This is a genomic window from Pseudomonas sp. FEN, assembly GCF_904067045.1.
Lineage (GTDB): Bacteria > Pseudomonadota > Gammaproteobacteria > Pseudomonadales > Pseudomonadaceae > Aquipseudomonas.
Window position 1 is genome coordinate 186,506 of sequence record NZ_CAJFDC010000033.1, and the last position, 26,384, is coordinate 212,889.

The window sequence follows — 26,384 nt, forward strand, 5'->3', positions numbered from 1 at the left end:
GCGGGCCCGGTTGTCCGACGGGCCGAAAACGAATTGGAGAAAGAAAGCATGAGCAACTGGTTGGTAGACAAACTGATCCCTTCGATCATGCGTTCCGAGGTGAAGAAAAGCTCGGTGCCTGAAGGTCTGTGGCACAAGTGCCCATCGTGCGATGCGGTGCTCTATCGTCCGGAGCTGGAAAAGACCCTGGACGTCTGCCCCAAGTGCAACCATCACATGCGCATTGGTGCCCGTGCCCGTATCGATATCTTCCTGGATGCCGAAGGCCGCGTCGAGCTGGGCGCCGACCTGGAGCCGGTGGATCGTCTGAAGTTCCGCGACGGCAAGAAGTACAAGGACCGCCTGACCGCGGCCCAGAAGCAGACCGGTGAAAAAGATGCGCTGGTGTCCATGAGCGGTACCCTGCTGGGCATGCCGGTGGTGGTGTCCGCGTTCGAATTTTCGTTCATGGGCGGTTCCATGGGGGCCATCGTCGGCGAGCGCTTCGTGCGTGCCGCCAACTACGCCCTGGAAAACCGTTGCCCGATGATCTGCTTCTCCGCTTCCGGTGGCGCGCGGATGCAGGAAGCGCTGATTTCCCTGATGCAGATGGCCAAGACCTCGGCGGTGCTGGCGCGTTTGCGTGAAGAAGGCCTGCCGTTCATCTCGGTACTGACCGACCCGGTCTACGGTGGCGTTTCCGCCAGCCTGGCGATGCTCGGCGATGTGATCGTCGGCGAACCCAAGGCGCTGATCGGCTTTGCCGGCCCGCGGGTGATCGAGCAGACCGTGCGCGAGAAACTGCCTGAAGGCTTCCAGCGCAGCGAATTCCTGCTGGAACACGGCGCCATCGACATGATCATCGCCCGCCAGGAGCTGCGGCCACGCCTGGGTAACCTGCTGGCGCAGATGATGGGCCTGCCGACACCCGAATACCTCGCCATCCCGGTTGAACCGATCATCGTCCCGCCGGTGCCTGCAAGCCTATGACCGAACGTACCCTGGGCGAGTGGCTCGCCTACCTGGAGCAATTGCACCCATCGGCCATCGACATGGGGCTGGAGCGCTCGCAAGAGGTAGCGAACCGCATGGGGCTGGGCAAGCCGGCGCCCCGGGTAGTGACCGTGACCGGCACCAACGGCAAGGGCTCGACCTGTGCCTTTGTTGCCGCGTTGCTGCAAGCGCAGGGGCTCAAGGTCGGCGTCTATAGCTCGCCGCACCTGCTGCGCTACAACGAGCGCGTGCAGATCAATGGTGTCGAGGCGACGGACGCGCAGCTGTGCGCAGCCTTCGTCGCGCTCGATGCCGGGCGCGGCGAGACTTCCCTGACCTATTTCGAGATGGGCACCCTGGCCGCGCTCTGGCTGTTCGAGCGCGCGGGCCTGGATGTCGTGGTGCTGGAAGTCGGTCTGGGCGGTCGCCTGGACACGGTCAATGTGGTGGATGCCGACCTTGCCCTGGTGACCAGTGTCGGAGTGGATCATGCCGAGTACCTGGGTAATACCCGTGAGTCGGTTGCGTTCGAAAAGGCCGGGATCTTCCGCCAGGGCAAACCGGCCCTGTGTGGCGACCTGAACCCGCCACAACCGCTGCTGGACAAGGCTCGCGCGTTGGGGTGTCCGTTCTTCCTGCGCGGTCGGGACTTTGATCTCGGCATCACCGAGATGAACTGGCAGTGGCGTGGTGTCGACCGTCAGGGCCGGGTGGTCGAACTGCACGATCTGCCGCTGCTTGACCTGCCCATGGAAAACGCCGCCCTGGCGCTACAGGCCTACCTGCTGATGGACCTGCCATGGCAGCCGGAGCGTATTGCCCAGGCGTTGCAAGCTACCCGTATCGTCGGTCGACTGGATCGGCGCAAACTGACCTGGCAAGGCAAGTCGCTCAGTCTGATGCTGGATGTCGGGCACAATCCCCATGCCGCCGACTATCTGGCCGAACGCTTGGCGCACAGCCCCTTGAAGGGGCGGCGCCTGGCGGTATTCGGGCTGTTGTCGGACAAGGATCTCGAGGGTGTGGTTGCGCCCCTCCAGCGACATATTCAGCATTGGGCGGTCACTCCGTTGCAGACGCCGCGCAGTCGTCCCGCCGCCGATCTGCAGGTTGCCTTGACGGCGCTTGGAGCACGGGTGAATGTGTATGACAGTGTCGTCGCGGCGTTGGAAGGGCAGTGCGCCCAGGCCACGGCGGATGACGAGATTCTGCTGTTCGGATCGTTTTTTTGTGTTGCCGAGGCGCTGGAGTGGCTGACCCGGCGCGCCACGGAGGAGGCTGCCAATGGCAATGCTGGATAAAACCTACAAGCAACGGATGGTCGGTGCGCTGGTGCTGGTGGCGCTGGCGGTGATTTTCCTGCCGATGCTGTTTTCCCGTCAGGATGAGCAGCGCCAGGTGCGTGTCGATGCGCCGACGCCGCCCCAGGCTGCGGCGTTGCCGCAGGTCAAGGTCGAAGCGGTGCCCGTTCCCGAGCCGCAATCGCTGCCCCAGGAGCCGGTTCCAAGTGATGACGAGATCACTGATACCCCGGTGCCTGTCGCACCGGCGGCGGCACCCGCGGCCAAGCCGGCTGCGGCGGTCAAGCCCGCGCCGGCCGCCAAGCCTGCCGCCGCGCCGACGCAAACCCCGGCCCAGGTGGTCGCGGTAGTACCGTCCAAGCTCGATACCACGCAAAATCGCGTGGATCCCAACGGCTTGCCGATCAGTTGGTCGGTGCAACTGGCCAGCCTGTCCAGTCGCGACAGCGCCGAAAGTCTGCAAAAGACCCTGCGCAGCCAGGGTTACAACGCCTATATTCGTACCGCCGATGGCAAGAACCGGGTATTTGTCGGCCCACTGATCGAGCGTGCCGAGGCCGATCGGCTGCGTGACCTGCTGGGTCGTCAGCAGAATCTGAAGGGTTTTGTCGTGCGTTTCCAGCCAGAACGCGGTTAAGCACGCGGCTTTGTATCGAAATGCTCTGACAATCGCCTTACCAGTGGGGCGGCGCTCTGCTAAAATGCGCCGCCTTATCCGTCTGTAGGCTGCACTGTGCCATTTACCTGGGTTGACTGGGCGATTATCGCGGTAATCGTCGTTTCTGCGTTGATCAGCTTGAGCCGTGGTTTCGTCAAGGAAGCCCTGTCCCTGCTCACCTGGATCATTGCCGGCGTGGTCGCCTGGATGTTTGGTGGCTCGTTGTCGGTGTACCTGACCGACTATGTCCAGACACCTTCGGCACGCGTGATCGCGGGCTGTGCAATCATGTTCGTCGCTACCCTGCTGGTGGGCGCCATGATCAACTATCTTATCGGCGAACTGATTCGCGTCACCGGCCTGTCCGGGACCGATCGCTTCCTGGGCATGGCCTTCGGCGCCGCGCGCGGCGCGCTGCTGGTGGTGGTGGCCGTCGGGCTGCTGAGCCTGGGACCGGTCCAGCAGGATTCGTGGTGGCAGGGTTCTCAGCTCGTGCCAAAATTTCTATTGGTCGCCGACTGGTCCAAGAACCTCATCCTGGGGTGGAGCAGTCAGTGGCTCGCCAGCGGAATCAGCGTACCCGCTGACCTTCCGTTCAAGGAACATCTCTTGCCGGGCAAAGCGCCGCAGTAAGTGTTGTTCAGTTCAGATTCATTAAGTAGGGGTTGCGTCGCATGTGTGGCATCGTCGGTATCGTCGGTAAGTCGAACGTCAATCAGGCGCTGTATGACGCGCTAACCGTGCTCCAGCACCGCGGCCAGGATGCTGCCGGTATCGTGACCAGCCATGATGGCCGGTTATTCCTGCGCAAGGACAATGGGCTGGTCCGCGATGTATTCCATCAGCGGCATATGCAGCGCCTGGTCGGACACATGGGTATCGGCCATGTGCGCTACCCGACCGCCGGCAGCTCGACCTCGGCTGAAGCCCAGCCGTTCTATGTCAACTCGCCGTATGGCATCACCCTGGCGCACAACGGCAACCTGACCAACGTCGAGCAGTTGGCCAAGGAAATCTACGAGTCCGATCTGCGCCACGTCAACACCAACTCCGACTCGGAAGTATTGCTCAACGTGTTCGCCCACGAGCTGGCCCAGCGCGGCAAGCTGCAACCGACCGAAGAGGACGTGTTCGCCGCGGTGACCGACGTGCACAACCGTTGCGTTGGTGGTTACGCGGTGGTGGCGATGGTCACCGGCTACGGTATCGTCGGTTTCCGCGATCCCCATGGCATCCGTCCGATCGTGTTCGGCCAGCGTCACTCCGACGAAGGCGTCGAGTACATGATCGCCTCCGAGAGCGTGTCCCTGGACGTGCTCGGTTTCACCCTGATTCGTGACCTGGCGCCGGGCGAAGCGGTGTACATCACCGAAGACGGCAAGCTGCACACCCGTCAGTGCGCGACCAACCCGTCGCTGACCCCGTGCATCTTCGAACACGTCTACCTGGCGCGTCCGGATTCGATCATCGATGGCGTGTCGGTGTACAAGGCGCGCCTGCGCATGGGCGAGAAGCTGGCGGAGAAGATTCTGCGCGAACGTCCGCAGCACGACATCGACGTGGTCATCCCGATCCCGGACACCAGCCGCACCTCGGCCCTGGAGCTGGCGAACCACCTGGGCGTGAAGTTCCGCGAAGGTTTTGTGAAGAACCGTTATATCGGCCGTACCTTCATCATGCCGGGCCAGGCGGCACGGAAGAAGTCCGTGCGCCAGAAGCTCAACGCCATCGAGCTGGAATTCCGCGGCAAGAACGTCATGCTGGTGGACGACTCCATCGTGCGCGGCACCACCTGCAAGCAGATCATCCAGATGGCCCGCGAAGCCGGCGCGAAGAACGTCTACTTCTGCTCGGCGGCGCCGGCGGTGCGTTATCCGAACGTCTACGGCATCGACATGCCGAGCGCCCACGAACTGATCGCGCACAACCGCACGACCCAGGACGTGGCCGATCTGATTGGTGCTGACTGGCTGATCTACCAGGACCTGTCGGACCTGATCGAGGCCGTCGGCGGTGGCAAGATCAAGATTGAAAACTTCGATTGCGCGGTGTTCGACGGCAAATACGTCACCGGCGATATCGACGAGCATTACCTGGCCAAGATCGAACAGGCGCGCAACGATGCGTCCAAGGTCAAGACCCAGGCGGTCAGCGCGATCATCGACCTGTACAACAACTGAGTAAAAACCGGCTTTGAGGTGTGGCCGCGGTCCTGAAAACACCGTGAGTCCTGTTGGAACCGGGCTTGTGTGGGAGCGGAGCGTGCCCGCGAAGGGGCCCTTGAGGTCGCTAAAAGCTTCGCGGGCAAGCTCCGCTCCCACATAAGCCCGGCTCCCAGACAAACCTTGCTCCTGTAAGGTTTGTGTCCACCCCCGCGAGCGGTTTTGTATCTTCAAGAGAATCGAGCAAGGAGTGGCAGCATGAGTCAGGAATGGGATGCCGGTCGGCTGGACAGCGATCTCGAGGGCGTGGCCTTCGACACCCTGGCCGTCCGTGCCGGTCAGCACCGCACGCCGGAAGGCGAGCACGGCGACCCGATGTTCTTCACCTCCAGCTATGTGTTCCGCACTGCCGCCGATGCGGCGGCGCGTTTCGCCGGGGAAGTGCCGGGCAACGTCTATTCGCGCTACACCAACCCTACCGTGCGCTCGTTCGAAGAGCGCATCGCGGCCCTGGAAGGGGCTGAGCAGGCGGTGGCCACCGCCACCGGCATGGCTGCGATCATGGCCGTGGTCATGAGCCTGTGCAGTGCCGGCGATCACGTGCTGGTCTCGCGCAGCGTGTTCGGTTCGACTATCAGTCTGTTCGAGAAGTACTTCAAGCGTTTCGGCGTCGAAGTCGACTACGTGCCCCTGGCCGAGCTGTCCGGCTGGGACGCGGCGATCCGAGCGAATACCAAGCTGTTGTTCGTCGAATCACCGTCCAATCCGCTGGCCGAGCTGGTGGACATCGCCGCGTTGGCTGAAATCGCCCACGCCAAGGGTGCGCTGCTGGTGGTCGACAACTGCTTCTGCACGCCGGCCCTGCAACAGCCGCTGAAGCTGGGCGCGGACGTCGTGGTGCATTCGGCGACCAAGTTCATCGACGGCCAGGGCCGTTGCATGGGGGGCGTGGTGGCCGGGCGTGGCGCGCAGATGAAGGAAGTCGTCGGTTTCCTGCGTACCGCCGGGCCGACCCTCAGCCCGTTCAATGCCTGGATCTTCCTCAAGGGCCTGGAAACCTTGAACCTGCGCATGCGCGCCCACTGTGCCAATGCCCAGGCCCTCGCCGAGTGGCTGGAGCAGCAGGACGGTATCGAGAAAGTCCATTACGCCGGTCTCAAGAGTCACCCGCAGCACGAACTCGCCCAGCGTCAGCAGCGTGGTTTCGGGGCGGTGGTGAGTTTCGAGGTCAAGGGCGGGAAAGAGGGCGCCTGGCGCTTTATCGATGCCACCCGACTGATCTCCATCACCGCCAACCTGGGTGACAGCAAGACCACCATCACCCATCCGAGCACCACCTCCCACGGTCGTCTCGCGCCACAGGAGCGTGAGGCCGCGGGGATTCGCGACAGCCTGATCCGCGTCGCCGTCGGCCTTGAGGACGTCGCCGATCTGCAAGCTGACCTGGCCCGCGGGTTGGCGGCCTTGTGATCGAGTGGTCCCTGGACGCGGCCGTTGCCAACAACGGTCGCGTCGCCCTGGTAACGGGCGCGGCGCGTGGCATCGGCCTGGGGATTGCCGCCTGGTTGCTCAGCGAAGGCTGGCAGGTGGTGCTCACCGATCTCGATCATGTCCGTGGCGGCAAGGTCGCCCGGGTACTGGGCGAGAATGCCTGTTTCATCACCATGGATGTCTCCGACGAGGCCCAGGTGGCCCAGGGCATCGCCGAGGTATTGGGCCGTTTCGGTCGGATCGATGCCCTGGTGTGTAACGCGGCGATCGCCGATCCGCACAACAGCACCCTGGAAAGCCTCGATCTGGCGCACTGGAATCGTGTGCTGGCGGTCAATCTCAGTGGGCCGATGTTGCTGGCCAAGCATTGTGCGCCTTACCTGCGTGCCCACTGCGGGGCCATCGTCAACCTGGCGTCTACCCGGGCGATGCAGTCGGAACCCGACAGCGAGGCCTATGCCGCGAGCAAGGGCGGTCTGCTGGCCCTGACCCATGCCCTGGCCATCAGCCTCGGCCCGGAGATCCGGGTCAATGCGGTCAGCCCGGGCTGGATCGATGCCCGTGATCCGTCGGTGCGGCGGGCCGAGCCATTGAGCGATACCGATCATGCCCAGCATCCGGCAGGCAGGGTCGGGACTGTCGAGGACGTGGCGGCGCTGGTGGCGTGGTTGCTGTCGAGGAACGCGGGGTTCGTCACCGGTCAGGAATTCGTGGTCGACGGTGGCATGACCCGCAAGATGATCTACCGGTAGGCGCGAGCTTGCTCGCGATGGACGTCAACGATAACGCGGGAAGTCTGCTAGCCCGCAGTGTTCTGGCTACCATCGCGAGCAATCGAGCGTCGACCGGCTGCTCCTACAGAGGGCGGGGCTTGATGGCCTTGCCTGTGACACGATTCTGTCTTTTTCTGAAAAACTTCAAGCAGGCTATTGACTTAGATCCGCTACCTGCGTAAATTTCGCGGCCTCAACGAAGCAAAGGGTGATTAGCTCAGCCGGGAGAGCATCTGCCTTACAAGCAGAGGGTCGGCGGTTCGATCCCGTCATCACCCACCACTCGTTGAGTTTCTCGCAAGAGAATCGGATGTTCCGCAAGGAGCTTCCAACCGACGCGCAGCGGTAGTTCAGTCGGTTAGAATACCGGCCTGTCACGCCGGGGGTCGCGGGTTCGAGTCCCGTCCGCTGCGCCATATTTGTACAGGTCGCCTCGCGCGGCCTGCGATCGGAAAGCACCGAAGCTTCTCGATCACGGGTTCAAAGGTTTCAACGGACGCAAGTCCGAGCGATACGCAGCGGTAGTTCAGTCGGTTAGAATACCGGCCTGTCACGCCGGGGGTCGCGGGTTCGAGTCCCGTCCGCTGCGCCATACACCGCTTCAAGGCCCTTGAACTCCTTGAAGCAAAAGAAAATGCCCCGGCTTGCCGGGGCTTTTTTTTGCCTGTTTTTTGTCAACGCCGACATGCGCTTCCCGCGCTGATTTGAAGTGCCCCTTCCTGCTGCTTTATTACGTCCCTGGCGCCCTCCAGACGTTGAGATAGTGTAATAAAACTTTGCTCTTTGCTGTTTCTTCCGAAGTTGCAAACTTTCGTTATTTATCTGCTTTGCTCGTACTCTTTGGTGTTATCCGATCTAGGACTATTCCTATGTTTTCGGTCCCCCCCTTTGACTAGAGTTGAATCCCAACAGCGCCCTGCCGGCCGTGTCTGCAAGGCGCCGAGGCTTAACGGCTTTCATTGTGGTTGAACGTGCCCGCCGGGCATTTGTCATGGGCCTGGAATATGTCGATGAAAGAACTGATTCCTTATATTGATGCCTTGCATGAGCGGCCCGGTGGTCCGAACCTGGAATACCGGGCCGACTTTATTCAATTGTTTCAGGAAATGGAGGGCGGCAACGAAGTTCAATACGGCGACCATTTGTATCCCGCCCCGCCGGTGGATTGGAAACGGGTGCGCTCGCTGTGCCTGACGCTGCTGGAGGACTCCCTCGACCTGCGGGTGGCGGTCTGCCTGGCGCGGGCCTTGCTGGAGTTGCAGGGGCTGTCCGGCTTTGTCGAAGGGTTGCGCCTGATCGACGGTTTGGTGCGCGAGCGTTGGGAGGATGTCCATCCGCAACTGCTGGCCGAGGATGGGCACGATCCGCTGGTGCGACTCAATACCCTGGCCGAACTGGCGGTGCCGACCAGTGTGGTCCTGGTGCTCAAGCGTCAGCCACTGGCCAGCGCCATGGGCCTTGAGTCGCTGCGCCTGGCCGATCTGGCGTGCATCGCCGAGTCCGCTGAAGAAGACGCCCGGGCGCAAGGGCTGGCGCGGTTGGCGAGCGTGATCGAATCCCCGGCCCATGAGGCGCTGATCGAAGGCCTGCGCTCGCTCAGGGGCCTGGTCGAGCTGATCACGCGGATCGGCACCGGCCTTGAGGAAAAAATCGCGGCGCCGGGTATTTCCCCGCTGGGTGGGCTTGGCCGCGCCCTGGACAAATGGTGTCGGGTTGCTGAAGAGCGCCTTGGCGCCGCCTTGCCGGCGCAACCTGACGATTTGCCGCGGACCTTGCCGGGCAGTCCGGCAACAGCCGGCGCGGCTGCCTGGCGCGGTGTCTGCCAGTCTCGCGAAGACGTCGTCCGCGCATTGGATGCGATTTGTACCTACTACGCCCATCACGAACCTTCGAGTCCGGTGCCGTTGCTCGCGGCCAGGACGCGCCGGCTCGCCAGCATGAGTTTTCTTGAAGCGATCGCCGAGCTGGTGCCGGGCAGTCTCGCCGACCTGCGCGCCCTGGGCGGTATCGCCAATGACTAACGCTTCTCTCCCCGCGCAGGTTTATTTGTATGTCCAGTAACAACAGCCAGAAATTCATCGGGCGCAACCGTGCGCCACGGGTCCAGATCGAATATGACGTCGAGTTGTACGGCGCCGAAAAGACCGTTGAGATTCCCTTTGTCAACGGCGTCTTCGCCGATCTCTCCGGCAGCAACCGGGCCGACCTGCCAGCGCTGGCCGAGCGCAAGTTCCTGGAAATCGATATCGACAACTTTGATGAGCGCATGGCCGCCATCCATCCCCAGGTGCGGATCAATGTGCCCAACCAACTGACGGGCGAAGGGCAGATGGCGGTCTCACTCGGCTTCAAGAGCATGGACGACTTCTCCCCCGGGGCCGTGGCCCGCAACGTCGAGCCCCTGCGTGAGTTGCTGGAGGCACGCAATCAACTGGCCAACCTGCTGACCTACATGGACGGCAAGAGCGGCGCCGAGCAACTGATGGCGCGCTTGCTGGAAAACCCGGCCCTGATGCAGTCGCTGCTGGCCCAGGCCAAGCCGGCGGCCACCGAGTCCGAAGGCTGATGCCTTCGATGATCGCTCCCTGAAACAGGTAAATATCCGTGTCCGTCACTCTTGAGAATCCGTCCGGCATCGATCCGACGGTCGAGCTGTCGCCCAGTGAATTCAACGACCTGCTGCAACGCGAGTTCAAGCCGCGCGGCGAGCCGGTGCGCGAAGCCATTGAAAATGCGGTGCAGACCCTGGCGCAACAGGCGCTGCGCACGACCCACCTGATCGCCCACGACACCATCGGCACCATTCAGGCACTGATCGGCGAAATCGACGCCAGGTTGTCCGCGCAGGTCAATGACATCCTCCATCACCCGGATTTCCAGGCTGTGGAGTCGGCCTGGCGCGGCCTCGACTATCTGGTGAGCAATACCGAGACCGACGACAAGCTCAAGATCCGCTTCCTCAATGTTGCCAAGGATGAAGTTGCCCGCGAGCTGAAGAAGTTCAAGGGCGCGGCCTGGGACCAGAGTCCGCTGTTCAAGAAAATCTATGAGCACGAGTACGGGCAGTTGGGTGGTGAGCCGTTCGGCGTATTGATCGCCGATTTCTATTTCGATAACAGCCCTCCGGATGTGGAACTGCTGGCATCCCTGGCCAAGATTGCCGCGGCGGCGCATGCGCCGCTGATCAGCGCGGCGTCACCGGCGGTGATGCTGATGGACTCCTGGCGCGAGGTTGCCAACCCCCGGGACCTGAGCAAGTTGTTCCTCACCCCCGAGCATGCCGCCTGGCGCAATCTGCGGCGCTCCGAGGATTCGCGCTACATCGGCCTGACCATGCCGCGTTTCCTCGGGCGTATCCCCTACGGCGCGCGGACCGCGCCGGTGGAGGAATTCGCCTTCGAGGAGGTCACCGAAGGCCAGGCGCAAAACTATCTGTGGGCCAACGCCGCCTATGCCATGGGCCTCAATATCAACCGCTCCTTCAAGGAGTACGGCTGGTGCTCGCGGATTCGCGGCATCGAGTCCGGTGGAGCCATCAGCGATCTGCCGGTGCACACCTATCCAACCGAGGAGGGCGGCGTGGACATGACCTGTCCGACCGAGGTCGCCATCAGTGATCGGCGCGAGGTGGAGTTGGCCAAGAACGGCTTCATGCCCCTGGTGCACTGCAAGAACACCTCGTTGGCGGCCTTTATCGGCGCGCAGTCATTGCACTGTCCCCAGGAATACGACGACCCCGATGCAACCGCCAATGCGCAACTGGCGGCCCGTCTGCCGTACCTGTTCGCCACCTGCCGCTTCGCGCATTACCTCAAGTGCATCGTGCGCGACAAGATCGGCTCGTTCAGCGCCCGCGAGGACATGGAAATCTGGCTCAACAACTGGATCGTCAAGTACGTCGAGCATAACCCGGCGACCGCCAGTGACACCGACAAGGCGCGCAAGCCGCTGGCGGGGGCCGAAGTGGTGGTGCAGGAAGTGGAGGGGAGCCCGGGGTTTTACCAGGCCAAGTTCTTCCTGCGCCCGCACTACCAATTGGAAGGCCTGAGCGTATCCCTGCGCCTGGTCTCTCAACTGCCCTCGGTCAAAGGCTGAGGGGTTCGCGCCGGACCGGATCCGCGTTCCGGGACGGTGCTTAACCATTCAAATAAATAGATGCTGGAGTTGCGCATGATTGTATTGAAATTCAAAACCGAGATTAAGGGGAACTGCCAGGAGAAGGATCACAAGGACTGGATCGTTATCGACTCCTGGGGATTCAGCAGCGGTCGTTCGATTGCCATTGGCAATGACCGTGAGCCGAGTGTCGGGCATGTCACCGAAATCAGCTTGAACAAGACCACCGACATCGCCTCGGTCAACCTGTTTATCGAGTCGGTCAGCGGCAAGTCCCTGGAGGAGGCGACCCTGCGGGTGATCCAGACCAGCGGCAGTTCGACGAGCAAGAACGAACCCTACATCGAGCTTACCCTGACGGCGCCGATCATCAGCAGCTACAGCCTCAGCGGTACCGGTGATCGCCCGACCGAGCATTTCCAGATCAGCTTTACCGCCATCAAGTATCAGTACAAACACTTCGCCGACGGCAAGGCTGTCGCGACCCTTGAAAAGAGCTACGACCTGCTCAGCAATACCACCGTGTAATCGAACCCCGCCGGGTTCCGCACGCTGCTGCGGGGCCTGGCGGCGCCTGTGTTTTCCGCGAGGATTTTCATGAGCTCGTCCATGACACCGCTGCTCGAGCGGTTGATGAGGTCCGCCGGGCCTGGCGAGGGGATGGCCCGCCGCCGCTCGGGAGGTGGTTCGCAGCAAGAGCTGGAACACCTGTGCCGGGACCTCACGCTGCTGTTCAATGCCACCGGGCTGGGGGCGATTTGTCCGCTGGGCAGCCAGCCTCATGTCAGCCGCTCGGTGCTCAACTACGGCCTGGGCAAGCTGGCCGGCGTGGTGCTTTCGAGCATCGATACGCGCAAGCTCGAGTACCGCATCCGTGAAATCGTCCTGGATTTCGAACCGCGTATTCTGCGTTGCAGCGTCGAGGTGCAACTGCTGCCGGCGGCGCCTGGCAGTGCCAGCCTGAATTTTCTGATCGAAGGCGAGATTCGTGGCCTCGATGTGTTGCACGGGTTCCGCCTGGAGTCGGCCTGGAACACCGAGAGTGGTGAGGTGCGGGTCCAGCCCTATGGCCGCATGCCCCTTCATGGATGAGCGGCTGCTGCGTCATTACGAGCGTGAACTGAGTTTCCTGCGCGAAGCCGGTGCCGAGTTTGCCGAGGACTACCCGAAGATAGCCGCCACCCTGGGGCTGCGCCCCGAGGAGGTGACCGACCCGTCGGTGGAGCGGTTGCTGGAAGGGCTGAGCTTTCTCACCGCCCGTGTGCAACTGCAAATGGAGGCCGAATTCCCGCGTTTCACCGAGAGTCTGCTGGAACTGGTGCAACCGCAGCAGTTGCTGCCGGTTCCCGCCATGGCGGTGTTGCAGTTTTCCCCGGACCTGCAGGAGGGTTCGCTGGCCTCGGGGTTCACTTTGCCGGCCAATAGCGTGGTGCGCTCGTTGGGGGATGCCGCTGGGCAAGATCCGCGCTGCGAGTTTCGTAGCCTGCGTCCGCTCACGCTCTGGCCCCTGGCCTTGGAGTCGGCCGAGTACCTGCCCAGTGCGGGGCTGCTCAGAGGCTTGCCGATCGGCGCGGTGAAACAGGATGGCGGCGCCCTGCGCCTGCGTTTGCGCACCACCGCCGGGGTGTCTTTCGATCAGTTGGCGCTGCAGGAGCTGACGTTGTTCCTGCGTGGTGATGGCTCGTTGCCCCTGGCCATCGCCGAAGCCCTGCTGAGCCGCGCCGAGGGCCTGTTTGTCCGCTGCGCGGAGGGCGAAGGGGCGTGGAGCGAGCGGATCGATCCCGGGCACATCCGCCAGCCGGAGCCGCGTCCCGGACCCCACCCGCATGCCCGGTCGTTGAACAGTGACGCGCTGTGCGCGCAGCTCAAGACCTTTCTCGCGTTTGCCGAGGGCGAGCGCTTTGTCAGCCTGGGTGGACTGGGGCCGGCGCTGCGCGCTTGCCCGGCCCGCAGCCTGGAGTTGCTGGTGGTGTTCGCGCCCCTGTCGCAACCGCTGTCGACGCTGCTCAATGCCAGCCACTTCGGGTTGTTCTGCGTGCCGGTGATCAACCTGTTCAACAAGCGTGTCGAGCGTATCGCCATCGACCCTTGCCGTCATGAGTTGCCGCTGGTGGTCGACAAGGCACGACCGCTCGCCTACGAGATCCAGGAGGTACTGGCGGTCCATGGTCATGCCGCCGGCTCCAAGGAGCGCCAGGTCGTGCTGCCGCTGTATGCCCCGCAACGGCTGGACGACGGCGAGCGGCGTCCGGCGGGCTTTTACCAGCTGCAGCGCACGCCCAGCCGGGTGCCGCGGCGCTTTGTCGACGGGCAGCGGCGTTACCGCGGTTGTGACGCCAGTCTGGTGCTGGCGCTGGAGGCGGACGCCGACTTGCAGCGTCTGTCGGTGGAGGTGTTGTGTTCCAACCGCGATCTGCCATTGCGCTTGCCACTGGGGGCCGGCAACAGCGACTTTGTCCTCGACGTGAGTGCGCCGGTACTGGCGATCCGCTGCGTGGCCGGGCCTTCGCGACCATTGCCGGCGCCGTCCCAGGGCGACCGACAATGGCAGGTGGTGCGGCAACTGTCGCGTAACTACCTGCCCCTGGCGCATCGGGACGGGACCGCCGGGGCGCGGGCCTTGCGCGAGTTGTTGGTGCATTACTTGCCCGAGGACGACAACAGTGGGCACAAGTTGCTGCAAGGCATCGTTTCCCTGCGTGCGCAGGTCGTCAGCCGACGCTTGCCCGGTGCCGGTCCGGTGGCCTTCGGTCGCGGCCTGAACCTGACCCTGCTACTGGACGACGCCGCCTGCGAAGGCACCGGTACCTATCTGTTCGGCGCCGCGCTGGAGCGCTTCTTTGTCCGGTATGCCGCGCTCAATGCCTTCATGGAGACCGAGTTGCGCAGTGTGAGCCGAGGGCATATCAAGACCTGGCGGGCGAGGGCGGGTCAATGCATGATCTGGTAGCGCCACCGCCCGACCTGGCCGCACAACCCTGGCGCTATGATTTTTTCGCCGCGATGCGTTTGCTGGAGCGTACTTACCCGGGGGCGCCGCGCTGGGGGACGGCGCAGCGCCTGGGCGACGATCCGCTGCGTCTGGCACAGCACGTTTCGCTGGCATTCGAGCCGGCGATGATTGCCCAACTGCGCCTGCGCGAGGGCCGGGCGGCGTTACTGGCGGTGAACTTCTTCGGCCTGACAGGGGCGAACGGGCCGATGCCCCTGCACTTCAGCGAAGATGTGCTGTCGCGCCAGATCAACCATGGCGACAGCACCCTGGCGCACTTTCTCGATGTGTTTCACCACCGTCTGCTGAGTTTGTTCTATCGCAGTTGGGCGCGGGTGCGTCCGGTGGTCTGGGCCGACCGCCCGGACGATGACCGTTTCGCCGACTATGTGTCGGCGTTTTCACCGGGACAGATGAGCGCGTTGCCCAATGGCACGCGCTTCCACGCGCCGCAGTTCATCGATCAACGCCGCAGTGCCGCCGGTTTGCTGGCTTTGCTCCGGGACCTGCTGCACTTGCCGGTGGGGTTGAGTACCCTGGGCCGGCATCGAGCTGTCCTGGGAGGCGATGAGCGCTTGCAACTGGGTGGCCGTCGCGAGTCGGCGCGGCTTGGCGGGGCTGCGTTGCTGGGGCGTCGCCTGTGGAATATCCAGCATAGCTTCTGCCTGCATCTGGGGCCGTTGTCCTGGTCGGACTACCAGCGGTTGCTGCCCGAAGGGCGCGACTTCGAAGCCCTGTGCCAGTTGGTCGAGTGTTATGTCGGCCCGACCTTGCAATGGGACCTCGACCTGCGCCTGCAACCGCCGCAACGGCCAGGCCTGCGACTCGGCGCGCGGCAGGGCCTGGGGCGGGCCTGCTGGCTGGGGCTCAAGCCCGAGGCGGCAGTGGGATGGCGCTTCGAGCCCGCGCGGTTTTGTGGCGAGCGGGCTGGCCCGCGTTCGGCTGCGAAGCAGTCGTAAACCCTGCCACCTCGCTTTGCCTGACACACCGCGATCGCAGGTTTTGGGGCCGCTGCGCAGCCCAGCGCGGGCAAGCCCGCTCGCCACACATTTCAGCCAGACTTCGGATCGGTTCTTTAACTGATTGGGATTGCCCACCTCGCCCGCTTTTAGGAGTAATCCGATACCTGCCGATGCGTCCTTCATCGACACTGCATGGGCTTTCCATGGATGTCTGTCTGGAGCACGCATGAATCAGCAAGTTGTAATGGGTGCCTTGCTCTCCTGTTCGTTTGGCGCCGCCCCGGCGCGCCTGAATGTACTGCCGCTGGGGCGGGTCAGCGCCGAAGGCCAGCCGGCGGCGAACATTCTCGATCATCAACCCCTGGTCAATATTCCCGCCTTCGGCCTCTGTCGCAGCCCGGCCAACCCCCAGGTCGCGGCGGCGACGGCCGCCGCCATGGGCGTGTTGACGCCGATGCCCTGCGTGCCCGCCACGCTCACGCCCTGGCAGCCCGGCGCGGCGCGGACGCGGGTTGCCAAGCTGCCGGCCCTGGATCATCGCTGTACCTGCCAGTGCAACTGGGGTGGGCAGATCCGCATCAACGCCAGCGCCACCCTCAAGACCACGATTGCCTGAGCGAGCCCTTGTCACCATGTCCGAAAACACCTACTTCCGCGTCCAGGTGCCTGGCGTCGATGCCAAGCTGTCGCTGCTCGAACTGAGTGGCCGGGAAGGGCTGAGCCAGCTTGGCGGATACGAGTTGAGCATTGCCAGCCTGGATGACGGCTTGCAGGTCGATGACCTGCTGGGCCGTCCGTTGGTGCTGAGCCTCGGGATCGAAGGTGAACGGGGGCGTTCCCTCCACGGCTACATCACGGCCTTCAGCGCTGTTGGCCGGGTCGGGCGCGAGGCGCGCTATCGGCTCTCCCTCAGGCCCTGGCTGTGGTTTCTGACGCAGTCCCGGCGCCAGCGTATTTTCCAGAACCTGACCCTCAGGCAGGTGCTCGAAGAGCTCTTCGGCGACTATCCCAGCAGTGTCGACTGGCAGGCCGAGTGTGCCGAGTCGATGGAGTATTGCGTGCAATTCGGCGAGAGCGATTTCGCCTTTTTCAGCCGCTTGCTGGAGGACGCGGGACTCTACTATTTCTTCGAGCATTCTGCCGACGACCATCTGCTGGTGATTGCCGACTCGATGAGTGCCCACAAGCCGGTCCCGCACTTGCCTGAAATGAACTACCGGCCCAATCAGGACAAGGTCCCGGGCAGCATGCTGGTCTGGGAGTCCCACGGCGAATTGCGGCCCGGGGTGATCAGCCTGGTGGATTTCGATTTCACCAAGGCCAGCAATCGTGAGGCCAGTGTCCTCTCGGCCAGCCATGCGACTGCGGCGACAACACGCCATGGCAACTATCGGCAGGAAGGTTTTCCAGGGCGCTTCAGCAGTCGTGATTCTGGCGAAGCCCAGGCGCGGATCCAGCTCGAAGCCGCGCATGCCAACCAACAATGGCGCCGGGGCATCAGCCAGTCGCCGTATCTGGCGCCCGGACAGTGTTTTACCCTGGTCGGTCATTCGCGAGCCGAGCAGAACAGCGATTACCTGATCGTGGCTGCGACCTTGCAACTGGATGATACGGCGCAGTTGCGCTGCGAGGTCGAGGCGATCCCCACCAGTCAGGTGTTTCACGCGCCGATCCAGACGCCGCGTCCGCTGATCGCCGGACCACAGACGGCCTTTGTGGTCGGCAAGGCGGGCGAGCCGATCTGGGTCGATGAGTTCGGCCGGATCAAGGTGCAGTTTCACTGGGACGGCAGCGGGCGGCAGAACGAGCATTGTTCCTGCTGGGTCCGGGTCGCCCAGCCGCTGGCCGGCAAACGCTGGGGAGCGTTGTTCGTGCCCCGGGTCGGGCAGGAAGTGGTGGTGGCGTTTCTCGGCGGCGATCCTGATCGGCCACTGGTCACCGCCGGGTTGTACAACAGCGGTCACCGGCCGCCCTGGGCACTGCCGGACCAGGCGGCTCGCAGTGGTCTCAAATCGCAGTCGCTGGGCGAGCAGGGGGTGTACAACGAGCTGCGCTTCGAAGACAAGGCCGGTCATGAGCAGTTGTTGATCCATGCCGGACGCAACCAGGACCTGACAGTGCGCAACGATGCGTTCGCCAGCATCGGCAACGATTGGCACCTGACGGTCGGCGCCAATCAGTTGCTCAAGGTCAAGGCCGATCTCCATGAGTCCGTGGGCGGCAAGCGCAACAGTCGGATCGACGCTGATCACTCGCTGGATATCGGCGGCGACAGTCATTGCAAGGTGGCCGGGCAATGGCAGTCGACGGCCGCCGACATCGATCTCAAGGCCCACGGCAACCTCGTGCTGGAGGCGGGCAAGAGCCTGACCCTCAAGGTCGGCGCCAGCACCCTGGTACTCAGTGCCGCGGGCGTGGCCATCAATGGCAAGAGCGTGACCCTCGATGGTTCGGCGTCGGTCGACATCAACGGCGGCGGCGCCGCTGCGGCGACCTCGGCCAAGGCGGCGCAACCGGCGGCGGTCAAGCCACCCAAGGAGGCTGACGATGGTCGCGCTTGAGCGCCTGTCGCGCCGCGTCATGCTCCTGCTGCTGGCGCTTGTCCTCCCGGGATGTACCTGGTTCGGCTGGGACGATCCGCCCCCGGCGCCCGAACCGCATATCAAGTTGTCCCTGGAGGCGGCACTGGACAGCAATCCCGACCTGCACGGGCGACCGTCGCCCGTGGTGGTCAGGGTCCTGCAACTGGCGGACGGCAAGCGTCTGGAACAGATCGAGCTGTTCCAGTCCGAAGCCGAGGCCGAGCAGGCGCTGGGGAGCGAGCTGCTTCGACATGAGTCGCTGTTGCTACGCCCTGGCCAGCAGCAGGAGCAGAGTTTTATTCCGGTGTCCGGTACCCGCTTGATCGCGGTGGTGGTCGAGTACCGCAATATCGACCATGCCCAGTGGTGGGCCTGGGCCGAAATCGATCCGACGCGCTCTTCGCGGCTGACGGCCCTGATCGGTCGCCAACGCGTGGCGTTGACGTCAGTGCCTCTGGAGGAGAAATCCGATCATGAGTAGTGATGACCGCGTCGTGTGGGCCGAAGGCATGTTTCTGCTGCCGCAGCACTTCCAGCAGCAGGAGCGCCATCATCGGGCCCGGCTGGCGCAGGTGCTGCGCGCCTTGCAACCCCATGGCTGGGGCTTTGCCGCGTTGAAAATCGATGCGGCGCAGTTGGCGCTGGGTACGCTGGCCTTGAGTGCCTGTGAAGGGATCATGCCCGATGGCAGCCCCTTCGCCCTGACGGACGAGGAGCTGGCCCGGCTGCGTTATCCGGTGGCCGACAGCGAGCGTGATGTGCAACTGGTGCTGGCCCTGGCGGTCAAGCGCCCAGGCGCGACGGACACCGAAGCCAGCCCCGGCGCCGATAGCCTGGCGCGCTATCGGATCAGCGAAATCATGGTCGCCGACGTCCATGCCGAGGGCGCCGAACCGGCCTGCTTGCAGGTGAGCCGCTTGCACCTGAAGCTGGCGCGAGAAGAGCAGGTGGCCGCCTCCCATGTGTTTTTGCGGGTGGCCCGGGTGGTGGAGCGAACAGCCACCGGCCTGGTGGTGCTCGATCGGCAGCAGGTGGCGCCGCTGCTGGCCTGGCGCTGTTCGTCGGTGCTGGCGCGCTCGGTCGACGAGTTGATCGCCCGGGCCCGGCAACGCGGCGTGGCCCTGGCTGAAGGGCTGGGCCAGGGCGGGCTCGGTGGGCTGACGGAGATCCAGCAGTACGTGATGCTGCAGAGCGTCAATCGTGCCGAGAGCTTGTTGCTGCACCTGGCGAGCCAGCCAGCGCTGCACCCCGAGCTGTTGTACCGTGAGCTGGTGCGGCTGGCCGGCGAGCTGGCGATTTTCTGCCCGGACCGCAAGCGTCCCCGGGCGTACCCGCCGTACCGGCATGACCGCCTGGGTGAGACCTTTGTGCCGCTGCTCCAGGATCTGCTGCAGGCGTTGAGCGCCGTGACCAGTGCCGATGTGGTGGCCCTGACCCTCAAGAGTGGTGCCTTCGGCTTTCGTTTTGCCCAGGTGCCGGACATCAACCTCTACCAGTCGGCCCGTTTCATTCTCGCGGTCCGGGCACAAGTGCCCGACGAGGAATTGCGCAAAAGCTTTCCCAACCGCTTGAAAATCGGCCCGGCCCAGCGCTTGCACGACCTGGTCAATCTGCAACTGTCGGGGTTGGCGATCGAGGTGTTGCCGGCGGCGCCCAGGGAGTTGCCTTACTATCCCGGCTTCAGCTACTTCCAGGTGTCGAGTGACCACTCCTTGTGGGCCGACCTGGTGGACAGCAGCGGTTTTGGTTTGCATGTGGCCGGTTCGTTTCCGGGCCTGCAATTGGCGTTCTGGGCCATCAGGGCGTCGTGATGGCCTTTGCCAGGGCGGTTTCCAGAGCGCGCAAAAGCACCCATGAGGGGGGACCGGCGGCGGCCGATGAAAACCTCTGTCCGCTGGCTGACGATCTGCTGCATGAAGTGGTGGTGTTCCAGCGCCTGACCCGTCGGCCCGACCTCCCGACGCTGCGCCTGCGGCTGATCGCCCGGGTGCGGACTTTCCAGCAGCAGGCCCTGGCCCACGGTATCGAGCAGCGCATCGTGCTGCGCGCCCGTTATGCCCTGTGCACCTTGCTCGACGAAGTCATCGCCAGCAGCGAATGGGCGCGGGGCGCCTGGTCGCAGCACAGCCTGCTGATGACCTTTCACCAGGAAAGCGAGGGCGGCGAAGGCTTCTTCGTCTATCTGGATGAGGCACAGCTCAGACCGCTGGAGCACCTGGCGCTGCTCGAGCTGATGTACCTGTGCCTGGCGCTGGGCCTGGAGGGCCGCTATCGAATCCAGCGCGAAGGCCGTTCGATCCTGGCCCTCAAGCGTGCCCAGCTCCATGAAACCCTGCGCCTGCACCGCGCGCGTTATCCGCGGTCGGTGCCGAAGGCGGTGCACCGGGCGCAACGCTTGCGGCGCGCGCTGCGCTGGAGCCTGTATGGTCTGCTGGCGCTGCTGCCCATCCTCACGGTGGTGGGCGCGTATGACTTGCAAGTGCGTTCCGCCGAGCAATTGCGTAGCGCGGCGCGGCTGTTGTCGAGCAGTGACACGCGCCCCGCTGCTCGCCCGACATTGCCCTCGTTGGCCGAGCGTCTGGCCGAGGATATCCAGGCCGGGCGTCTGACGTTGCACGATGAGGCCGCTGGCGTTCGCCTGCTGCTCGGAACCACGGAGGTGTTTGCTCCGGGTGGCAGTCTGATCGCGCCACGGAACAGGGCGATTTTGCGGCGGATCGCCGCGGTGCTGGCGGATTGGCCGGGAGCGATCCGGATCATCGGCCACAGTGACGATACGCCGGTTGGCAAGGGCCTGGTCTCCAACCAACAGCTCTCGCTGCGCCGTGCCCGCGCGGTGCGCTTGGCGATGTTTGGCGAGGCCGTCGACCGCGGCCGTGTCCAGGCCCTGGGGCGTGGCGCCAGTGAGCCGCTGGTGCCGAATGACAGCGCGGGCAACCGGGCGCGCAATCGCCGGGTGGAGATCGTCCTCGAACCGTCCGTGAGCGCCGCCCTGCCATAGCGCCTTCACCTCCTTGCCCTTGTCGGATGACTGCCACCATGTTCCTGAGATTGTTGAAAAACCTGCTGCGGGCACTGCCGCTGGTGACGGGGCTCTATCTGTTGACCCTGCTGGTGCGCAGCCATGGCCCCCGGTTGTCCATCGACGGCGACTCGCCGCTGGCGCACGACTGGCAGCAGTGGTTGTTGCTGGGGCCGTTGTACTTGTCTGGGCTGATTTTTTTCTGCTGGGCCCGGCGTCGGCGCAAACGCCGCGAGTTGCTGCGGGCCGAGGCGGCGCAACGGGCGTTGCAGCGACTGGAGCCGCCTTGTGCGCGCGAGCGACGCTTGCGTGAGCGGCTGGAGCGCTGGCGTCTGGAAAGCCAGGCCAGCGCCGGCGGCCCGGTGTTCCTGCTGCTGGGGACGGCCGGCGCCGGCAAGCGTAGCCTGATGGGGGAGAGGCGCCGCCGGGCACGTGGGGTCGACGATCCGCCGCCCGATGACTTGCACCTGGGGCGTATCGGGGCCTTCTCTGTCATGGCCGCGAGCACGGCGCTGCTGACCCAGGTGGACCCCGACGGTGTACGGCTGTGGCGTTGCCTGCTCGATGAACTGAAAAACTCGCGTCGCCACGGGTTGGGGGTTGCGGGAGTGGTGCTGGTGCTCAATGCGCTGCATCTGTTGCGCCTGGCGCCCGCTGCCCGCGATGCCCAGGCCCTGATCCTGCGGGCGCGCCTGGAAGAGCTGGCCGCCGAGTTCGGTCAGGGCCTGGCAGTGCAGGTGATCGTCACCCACTGTGATCGCCTGCCAGGCTTCGAACCTTCGCTGCTGGCATTGCCGGTCGAGGAAAGAGACCTGGCGCTGGCCTTTGTCCGTGGGCGCAATCGACAGAACCTGGCGGGGCTGGTCGAGCGTCTGGCCGGCACTTTCGCGGCAGTGCAAGAGGCTCTCCCGGAGCGCTTGCAGAGGGAAGTACAGACTTCGGAGCGGGTTCAACTCTACGGTTTTCCACGACTGTGGCGACAGTTCGGCGAGGTCTTGCAGTCTTATCTGCAGACGGCATTTTTCGAGCAGCCACGGGTCTCGCAGGTCCACCTGCAATCGCTGTGTTGCGGCGGCCACTTGCGGGTCGAACCGGGCCCCCGGGCTGCCAGTCAGCGCCTGGTCCGCTGCCTGCAACGGCGTCGGCGTCGCGCGCGCTGGCTGAAATACCTGCAACCGGATGCCAGAGGGGGCCGCTGGTTGCTGGCATTCGGCGCGGGGACTTTGCTCATTCTGCTGGCAATGCTGCTTGGCAACAGTTACTGGCAGCAGACCCGACAGTTGCAGTGGCTGGCCGAGCAACAGGCGTTGCTCGCGGCGTTGCCGGCCAGCGCCGCCGGGACGAGTGTGTCAGCGCTGGTGCTCGAACGCCTGGGGCGTTTCCGGAACCTGGCCCATCCCCCCACTGACGGTTGGCCGCAGCCCGCTTTCTGGTTAAGCGGGTATCAGCGATTGCTGGAGCAGGCCCGTAGCCTTTACCAGCGGGCGTTGCTCGATGAGTTGCTGCCCAGCGTGGTGCAAACCTTGCAGCGCGCTCCACCGAATGGGCTGCACAGCGAGCGCCAGGAACGCTTGCGGTTATACCTGATGCTGGGTGGCCAGGGCCGCTTCGATGCGGGCGCCTTCGCGGACTGGCTGTCGGCCCAAGTGCTGGGCGATCTCGGTCAAGCGCTGGCCGTGGAGCAACGCCAGCAGTTGCAGATTCATGTCCAGGCGCTGATACCGCTTCTGGCGAGGGGGGCGCTGCTGAGTGTCGATCCACAGTGGGTCGAGCAGGTGCGTCAACACCTGCGGCGCGAGCCGCAACAGCAGCGCCTGTATGCTCGACTGGGCACGATGTTGGGCGCGGCCGACGACGAGGATTTCAGTGTCGTCGCCGTCAGCGCCAGCGAAGGCCTGCTGAGCCTTGCCCGGCGCAGCGGCGGGCCCTTGAACCGAGGCGTGCCGATACGCTTCAGCCCCAAGGGCTACGAGCGCCTGCGGGCCCGTCTGCCATTGCTGGTGGGCGAAGCGCTCAAGGATGAAGACTGGGTCATGGGTGAAGGGCTGCGACTGGACGCGCTGAGCTTGTACAACGAAGTCAGCGCGCTCTACGAGCAGGATTATATCCGGCACTGGGAGCGCTTCTTCGCCGACCTGCGGCTGCTCGGACTCGACCAGCCCGAATCCCTGGCGCCCAGGCTCGAACGTCTGGCGCGGGCTGACTCGGCGCTGTTCGCCGTGTTGCGTGCCGCCGGGCGTGAAACCCGCCTGGAAATCCCTCAAGCCCCGCAGCGCCTGGTCGACAGGGCGCGACAACAGGTTTCGTCACTGGCCTCCAACCTTTCCGCTGAGTTGGTCCAGGCGCTCCCGGCTCCGACTTCCGCCGAGGAACTGGCGGTCAACCGGCACTTTGCCGCGCTGCATCGGCTGACCAGCGCCAGCGAAGGCGCTGCCGCCCCGCTGGAAGCACTGCGCGAAGCCCTGGCCCAGGCCGCGGTCTATCTGCGGGCTCGCGAGCAAGCTCAACAGATGGGGGTGCCGGGCCCGCCAGGGGACGGCCTAGAACAACTGAAACGGCAGATCGACAACCTGCCGCCGCTGCTGCAACCGCTGTTTGCCGAGATCGTCAGCGTGGGGCGGCAACACGTGCGCCAGCAGACGGCGGAAACGCTTGGCGCCAGCCTGAACCGTCAATTGGGCCCCGAGTGCACGCGCCTGCTCAGCCAACGCTATCCGTTTGACCGGCAGGCCAGGGAGCAACTGACGCTGGCCGACTTCAACCGCTTGTTCGCGCCTTCCGGATTGCTGCGGGATTTTCAACAGCGTTATCCGGACGTCACGCTGCTGGAGGGCTCGGTGGCGGCGCAGTTCCAGCGTGCGGAGCAGATTCGTCGGGCGTTCTTTCCCGGCACGTCCGACGTCGCCAAGGTCGATTTCGAACTCAGCCCTGTGACCATGGATGAAAATATCGCCCAACTGCGCCTGACCCTGGACGAGCTGCAGCTCAATTATGCCCACGGCCCCCTCCGGCCCAGCCTGTTCACCTGGCCGACCCGGGCCCTGGGCAGCCAACTGAAAATGCTGGTCACACTGATCGACGGTCGGACCCTGGTGCGCTCGGCCGAAGGGCCTTGGGCCTGGTTCCGCTTGATGGAGCAGGGACGGTTGGGGCCGGCCCCGAGTGGGGAAGGGTACTGGTTGACTCTGAACTTCGAAACCTTCGAGGTGGTGCTGCAATTGCGCAGCGCCAGCCTTGACCATCCATTCGACCGCAAGATATTGAGCGATTTCCGATGCCCGTTGGCGTAGTGACTGTAGGCCCTTGGTCTGTCCCTCAACGCGAAGGTCGGTTTCGTAACGGGCCAGGGGAAATGTCCTATGTCGGTTGAGGCGACGACTGTTTAGCATGGCCACTCATAGCCCGCTGCTTGGCCATGGTCGCCCCGGCGGCCCGGTTTGCCAGGTACGGCTATCTGGCGCAGGAAGAGGGGACCTGCGGATCAGGGGGATTTATCGGTTGGGCAGGATGCCATTGTGAAGGGGTGGCGGTCCGCACAACGATTTTGCGTCGGTCGGGCCTGACCACTGCCGAGTCAGTTTTTCATTGGCAGCTGTGCAGGAGAGTCCATGCTCGAGAAAAAGCCTACCCGCCTTATGATTCTGGATGACCACAGCCTGGTCCTGTGTGGCATGGAGATCAAGATCCAGGCCGAGGCCGATCTGCTCTTGCTGGGCAGCTTCACCCGTGGTTCGGCGCTGCTGGCCGCCTTGCGCGAGCAGGAGGTCGACCTGGTGGTGATGGACTACTCCCTGCGTTCGGGCGAGGTCGACGGCCTGAACCTGATTCGCTCCTTGAGGATCCGCTTCCCGAAGTTGCGGCTGCTGATCATCTCGTCCTTGTATGTGCCCGCGACGGTCGCCCTGGCGCTGCGCTGTGGTGCCAGCGGCTTTATCGGCAAGGAATTGAACTCCGGCGAGTTTGTCCTGGCCATTCGTCAGGTGGCGGCTGGCAAGGTCTACCTGCACCCGGACATGGTCGAGGCGTTGCGGGTGCATGAGGTGTCGCGGCTTGATATCGCCATGCCCGCCTCGGAATCCGAGGTCGCCAGCCTGGACGAACTGGCCAGGACCTCTGAATTGACGGTGCGCGAGCACGAGGTGCTGCGCTGTTGCCTGGACGGTTTGTCGGTGACCCACATTGCGCGCAAGTTCTCGCGCAGCATCAAGACCATCAGCACCCAGAAACAGGCGGCATTTCGCAAGCTGGGGTTGCGTGGCGATAACGAGTTGTACAAGGTGCGTTATCAGATGGAGGGGCGCTGAAGTGCATTTTCCTGAAAATTCGCTGTCACAACTGTTCAGCGGGCGCGCAGCGATGCCGTTCTGATGCACAATATGCCCCGGACCGTTTTCCTCAGGATTTTCAATGTCGACATCATTCCACTTGCGTGCCGTTGCATTGGCACTGATGCTGGCGGGCGCCACGGGCTGCTCGTCGCCCACCAAGACCGCCGTTTACGAACGAGAAAATTTCGATGACGCCGGTACGTTCTCGCGCAACTACGGCGTGAGCGACACTGCGTCCTGTGAGGCGGCCCGACGCGCCTTGCTCAGCCAGGGTTACATCATCACCAGCAGCGACCCGAAGCTGATCAGCGGCAACAAGAGCTTCCAGCAGACCGGCGATACCCACATGCAGATCAGCTTCAGCGTGGTCTGTGCGGCGGACGGTGGCTCCAATCATCGTTCGACCATGTTCGCCAACGCGCTGCAGGACCGTTATGCCCTGAAGAAGGTCAACAACTCCGCCAGCCTCGGCGTGGGCGTACTGGGTTCGGTGTCGATGCCGATTGGCTCGACGGATGACTCGATGGTCAAGGTGGCCAGCGAGACGGTATCCTCGGCGACGTTCTACGATCGTTTTTTTACCCTGGTGGAGCTGTTCCTGCCGCCGGAAGTGAAGAAAGAGAAGCATACCGACGAGAAGCCCAAGGCCGAGCTGGGGGTGCCTGAGGCGATGTCGGCCAAGGCCCAGGCGGATAAACCGACAGAGCCCAAGGTAGTGCCCCCCAAACCGGTGGAGCCGACGCCGACGCCGACGCCAGTGCCGGCGCCGAAGGCCGCGGAACCTGCGCACAGTGCTCCCGCCACTTCCGAACCGGTTGCCGCGCCGAGCGAAGCCGCGCCTGTCATGCCGCTCGAGAAGACCCCCGCCACCCCGGAAAAGCCTGCTGAGTCGACGCCCGTGCCAGCAACCAGCGCGCCGGCAACTCCAGCTCAGTAAGCACAGCTCAGTGGGATCGGGTTTGTCGACCTCGGTCCCTTGATCTTGTGTCGGGCGTTGCCGCCTGCAAAATAAAAGTGGGTAAATC

The 26,384-nt window shown here is 64.0% G+C and carries 22 protein-coding genes and 3 tRNA genes; all 25 read left to right on the forward strand.

Features of this window, described 5'->3' with window-relative positions; genetic code table 11:
• The first annotated feature begins 48 nt into the window (after positions 1-48).
• The 25 genes from accD (at position 49) to PFEN_RS23500 (ending at position 26,296) form a co-directional block, all read left to right on the forward strand.
• Entirely contained in the window at positions 49-969 is a 921-nt protein-coding gene (accD, locus tag PFEN_RS23380) for an acetyl-CoA carboxylase, carboxyltransferase subunit beta (protein WP_191489029.1), read from the forward strand.
• A complete protein-coding gene (gene folC / locus PFEN_RS23385; RefSeq protein WP_191489030.1) occupies positions 966-2,273 on the forward strand; it encodes a bifunctional tetrahydrofolate synthase/dihydrofolate synthase in 1,308 nt (435 codons plus the stop codon). The genes accD and folC overlap by 4 nt, the downstream gene beginning before the upstream one ends.
• Complete coding sequence (locus tag PFEN_RS23390; RefSeq protein ID WP_191489031.1) at positions 2,257-2,910, forward strand: SPOR domain-containing protein; 654 nt, start codon at positions 2,257-2,259, stop codon at positions 2,908-2,910. The genes folC and PFEN_RS23390 overlap by 17 nt, the downstream gene beginning before the upstream one ends.
• A 96-nt stretch (positions 2,911-3,006) precedes the next feature.
• Entirely contained in the window at positions 3,007-3,564 is a 558-nt protein-coding gene (locus PFEN_RS23395) for a CvpA family protein (RefSeq protein WP_191489032.1), read from the forward strand.
• Positions 3,565-3,605: 41 nt separating this feature from the next.
• A complete protein-coding gene (gene purF / locus PFEN_RS23400) occupies positions 3,606-5,111 on the forward strand; it encodes an amidophosphoribosyltransferase (protein WP_191489033.1) in 1,506 nt (501 codons plus the stop codon).
• 240 nt (positions 5,112-5,351) lie between these two features.
• The gene (locus PFEN_RS23405) at positions 5,352-6,563 is read left to right on the forward strand and encodes an O-succinylhomoserine sulfhydrylase (RefSeq protein WP_191489034.1); all 1,212 of its coding nucleotides are present in this window, start codon (positions 5,352-5,354) and stop codon (positions 6,561-6,563) included.
• 11 nt (positions 6,564-6,574) lie between these two features.
• Complete coding sequence (locus PFEN_RS23410) at positions 6,575-7,336, forward strand: SDR family oxidoreductase (RefSeq protein ID WP_412071470.1); 762 nt, start codon at positions 6,575-6,577, stop codon at positions 7,334-7,336.
• 227 nt (positions 7,337-7,563) lie between these two features.
• Positions 7,564-7,639 (forward strand) — tRNA-Val (locus tag PFEN_RS23415).
• A 57-nt stretch (positions 7,640-7,696) separates the two neighbouring features.
• Positions 7,697-7,773, forward strand: a tRNA-Asp gene (locus PFEN_RS23420).
• A gap of 99 nt (positions 7,774-7,872) precedes the next feature.
• Positions 7,873-7,949 (forward strand) — tRNA-Asp (locus PFEN_RS23425).
• A 418-nt stretch (positions 7,950-8,367) separates the two neighbouring features.
• Entirely contained in the window at positions 8,368-9,378 is a 1,011-nt protein-coding gene (gene tssA, locus PFEN_RS23430) for a type VI secretion system protein TssA (protein WP_191489036.1), read from the forward strand.
• A gap of 29 nt (positions 9,379-9,407) precedes the next feature.
• Entirely contained in the window at positions 9,408-9,923 is a 516-nt protein-coding gene (gene tssB, locus PFEN_RS23435; protein ID WP_191489037.1) for a type VI secretion system contractile sheath small subunit, read from the forward strand.
• A gap of 38 nt (positions 9,924-9,961) precedes the next feature.
• Positions 9,962-11,452 (forward strand): type VI secretion system contractile sheath large subunit, encoded by a 1,491-nt coding sequence (gene tssC / locus PFEN_RS23440; RefSeq protein ID WP_191489038.1) that lies wholly within the window; start codon positions 9,962-9,964, stop codon positions 11,450-11,452.
• Between the two features lie 75 nt (positions 11,453-11,527).
• Entirely contained in the window at positions 11,528-12,001 is a 474-nt protein-coding gene (locus tag PFEN_RS23445; RefSeq protein WP_191489039.1) for a type VI secretion system tube protein Hcp, read from the forward strand.
• A gap of 69 nt (positions 12,002-12,070) precedes the next feature.
• On the forward strand, positions 12,071-12,565 hold the full coding sequence (locus PFEN_RS23450) for a type VI secretion system baseplate subunit TssE (RefSeq protein ID WP_191489040.1): 495 nt from the start codon (positions 12,071-12,073) through the stop codon (positions 12,563-12,565).
• The gene (gene tssF / locus PFEN_RS23455; RefSeq protein ID WP_224771053.1) at positions 12,540-14,423 is read left to right on the forward strand and encodes a type VI secretion system baseplate subunit TssF; all 1,884 of its coding nucleotides are present in this window, start codon (positions 12,540-12,542) and stop codon (positions 14,421-14,423) included. Before PFEN_RS23450 ends, tssF begins: the two co-directional genes overlap by 26 nt.
• Positions 14,408-15,424: a type VI secretion system baseplate subunit TssG gene (gene tssG, locus PFEN_RS23460; RefSeq protein ID WP_191489041.1), complete on the forward strand. Its 1,017-nt coding sequence runs from the start codon at positions 14,408-14,410 to the stop codon at positions 15,422-15,424. The genes tssF and tssG overlap by 16 nt, the downstream gene beginning before the upstream one ends.
• 229 nt (positions 15,425-15,653) lie before the next feature.
• Entirely contained in the window at positions 15,654-16,043 is a 390-nt protein-coding gene (locus tag PFEN_RS23465; RefSeq protein ID WP_191489042.1) for a DUF4280 domain-containing protein, read from the forward strand.
• A 16-nt stretch (positions 16,044-16,059) separates the two neighbouring features.
• Positions 16,060-17,988: a type VI secretion system Vgr family protein gene (locus PFEN_RS23470; protein ID WP_191489043.1), complete on the forward strand. Its 1,929-nt coding sequence runs from the start codon at positions 16,060-16,062 to the stop codon at positions 17,986-17,988.
• A complete protein-coding gene (gene tssJ, locus PFEN_RS23475; RefSeq protein ID WP_191489044.1) occupies positions 17,975-18,490 on the forward strand; it encodes a type VI secretion system lipoprotein TssJ in 516 nt (171 codons plus the stop codon). The genes PFEN_RS23470 and tssJ overlap by 14 nt, the downstream gene beginning before the upstream one ends.
• Positions 18,483-19,820, forward strand: a complete 1,338-nt coding sequence (gene tssK / locus PFEN_RS23480) for a type VI secretion system baseplate subunit TssK (protein WP_191489045.1) — start codon at positions 18,483-18,485, stop codon at positions 19,818-19,820. Before tssJ ends, tssK begins: the two co-directional genes overlap by 8 nt.
• Entirely contained in the window at positions 19,820-21,010 is a 1,191-nt protein-coding gene (gene icmH, locus PFEN_RS23485) for a type IVB secretion system protein IcmH/DotU (protein WP_191489046.1), read from the forward strand. The genes tssK and icmH overlap by 1 nt, the downstream gene beginning before the upstream one ends.
• A 38-nt stretch (positions 21,011-21,048) precedes the next feature.
• Positions 21,049-24,321 (forward strand): ImcF-related family protein, encoded by a 3,273-nt coding sequence (locus tag PFEN_RS23490; RefSeq protein WP_191489047.1) that lies wholly within the window; start codon positions 21,049-21,051, stop codon positions 24,319-24,321.
• Positions 24,322-24,639: 318 nt separating this feature from the next.
• Positions 24,640-25,335, forward strand: coding sequence for a response regulator transcription factor (locus tag PFEN_RS23495; protein ID WP_191489048.1), 696 nt, complete (start codon positions 24,640-24,642; stop codon positions 25,333-25,335).
• Positions 25,336-25,438: 103 nt separating this feature from the next.
• On the forward strand, positions 25,439-26,296 hold the full coding sequence (locus PFEN_RS23500; protein ID WP_191489049.1) for a DUF2242 domain-containing protein: 858 nt from the start codon (positions 25,439-25,441) through the stop codon (positions 26,294-26,296).
• Positions 26,297-26,384: the final 88 nt, after the last annotated feature.

Coding starts and splice junctions, on each gene's coding strand:
- accD (WP_191489029.1), top strand. CDS start 49: ATGAGCAACTGGTTGGTAGACAAACTGATCCCTTCGATCATGCGTTCC.
- folC (WP_191489030.1), top strand. CDS start 966: ATGACCGAACGTACCCTGGGCGAGTGGCTCGCCTACCTGGAGCAATTG.
- PFEN_RS23390 (WP_191489031.1), top strand. CDS start 2,257: ATGGCAATGCTGGATAAAACCTACAAGCAACGGATGGTCGGTGCGCTG.
- purF (WP_191489033.1), top strand. CDS start 3,606: ATGTGTGGCATCGTCGGTATCGTCGGTAAGTCGAACGTCAATCAGGCG.
- PFEN_RS23405 (WP_191489034.1), top strand. CDS start 5,352: ATGAGTCAGGAATGGGATGCCGGTCGGCTGGACAGCGATCTCGAGGGC.
- tssA (WP_191489036.1), top strand. CDS start 8,368: ATGAAAGAACTGATTCCTTATATTGATGCCTTGCATGAGCGGCCCGGT.
- tssB (WP_191489037.1), top strand. CDS start 9,408: ATGTCCAGTAACAACAGCCAGAAATTCATCGGGCGCAACCGTGCGCCA.
- PFEN_RS23445 (WP_191489039.1), top strand. CDS start 11,528: ATGATTGTATTGAAATTCAAAACCGAGATTAAGGGGAACTGCCAGGAG.
- PFEN_RS23450 (WP_191489040.1), top strand. CDS start 12,071: ATGAGCTCGTCCATGACACCGCTGCTCGAGCGGTTGATGAGGTCCGCC.
- tssF (WP_224771053.1), top strand. CDS start 12,540: ATGGCCGCATGCCCCTTCATGGATGAGCGGCTGCTGCGTCATTACGAG.
- tssG (WP_191489041.1), top strand. CDS start 14,408: ATGCATGATCTGGTAGCGCCACCGCCCGACCTGGCCGCACAACCCTGG.
- PFEN_RS23465 (WP_191489042.1), top strand. CDS start 15,654: ATGAATCAGCAAGTTGTAATGGGTGCCTTGCTCTCCTGTTCGTTTGGC.
- PFEN_RS23470 (WP_191489043.1), top strand. CDS start 16,060: ATGTCCGAAAACACCTACTTCCGCGTCCAGGTGCCTGGCGTCGATGCC.
- tssJ (WP_191489044.1), top strand. CDS start 17,975: ATGGTCGCGCTTGAGCGCCTGTCGCGCCGCGTCATGCTCCTGCTGCTG.
- tssK (WP_191489045.1), top strand. CDS start 18,483: ATGAGTAGTGATGACCGCGTCGTGTGGGCCGAAGGCATGTTTCTGCTG.
- icmH (WP_191489046.1), top strand. CDS start 19,820: ATGGCCTTTGCCAGGGCGGTTTCCAGAGCGCGCAAAAGCACCCATGAG.
- PFEN_RS23490 (WP_191489047.1), top strand. CDS start 21,049: ATGTTCCTGAGATTGTTGAAAAACCTGCTGCGGGCACTGCCGCTGGTG.
- PFEN_RS23495 (WP_191489048.1), top strand. CDS start 24,640: ATGCTCGAGAAAAAGCCTACCCGCCTTATGATTCTGGATGACCACAGC.
- PFEN_RS23500 (WP_191489049.1), top strand. CDS start 25,439: ATGTCGACATCATTCCACTTGCGTGCCGTTGCATTGGCACTGATGCTG.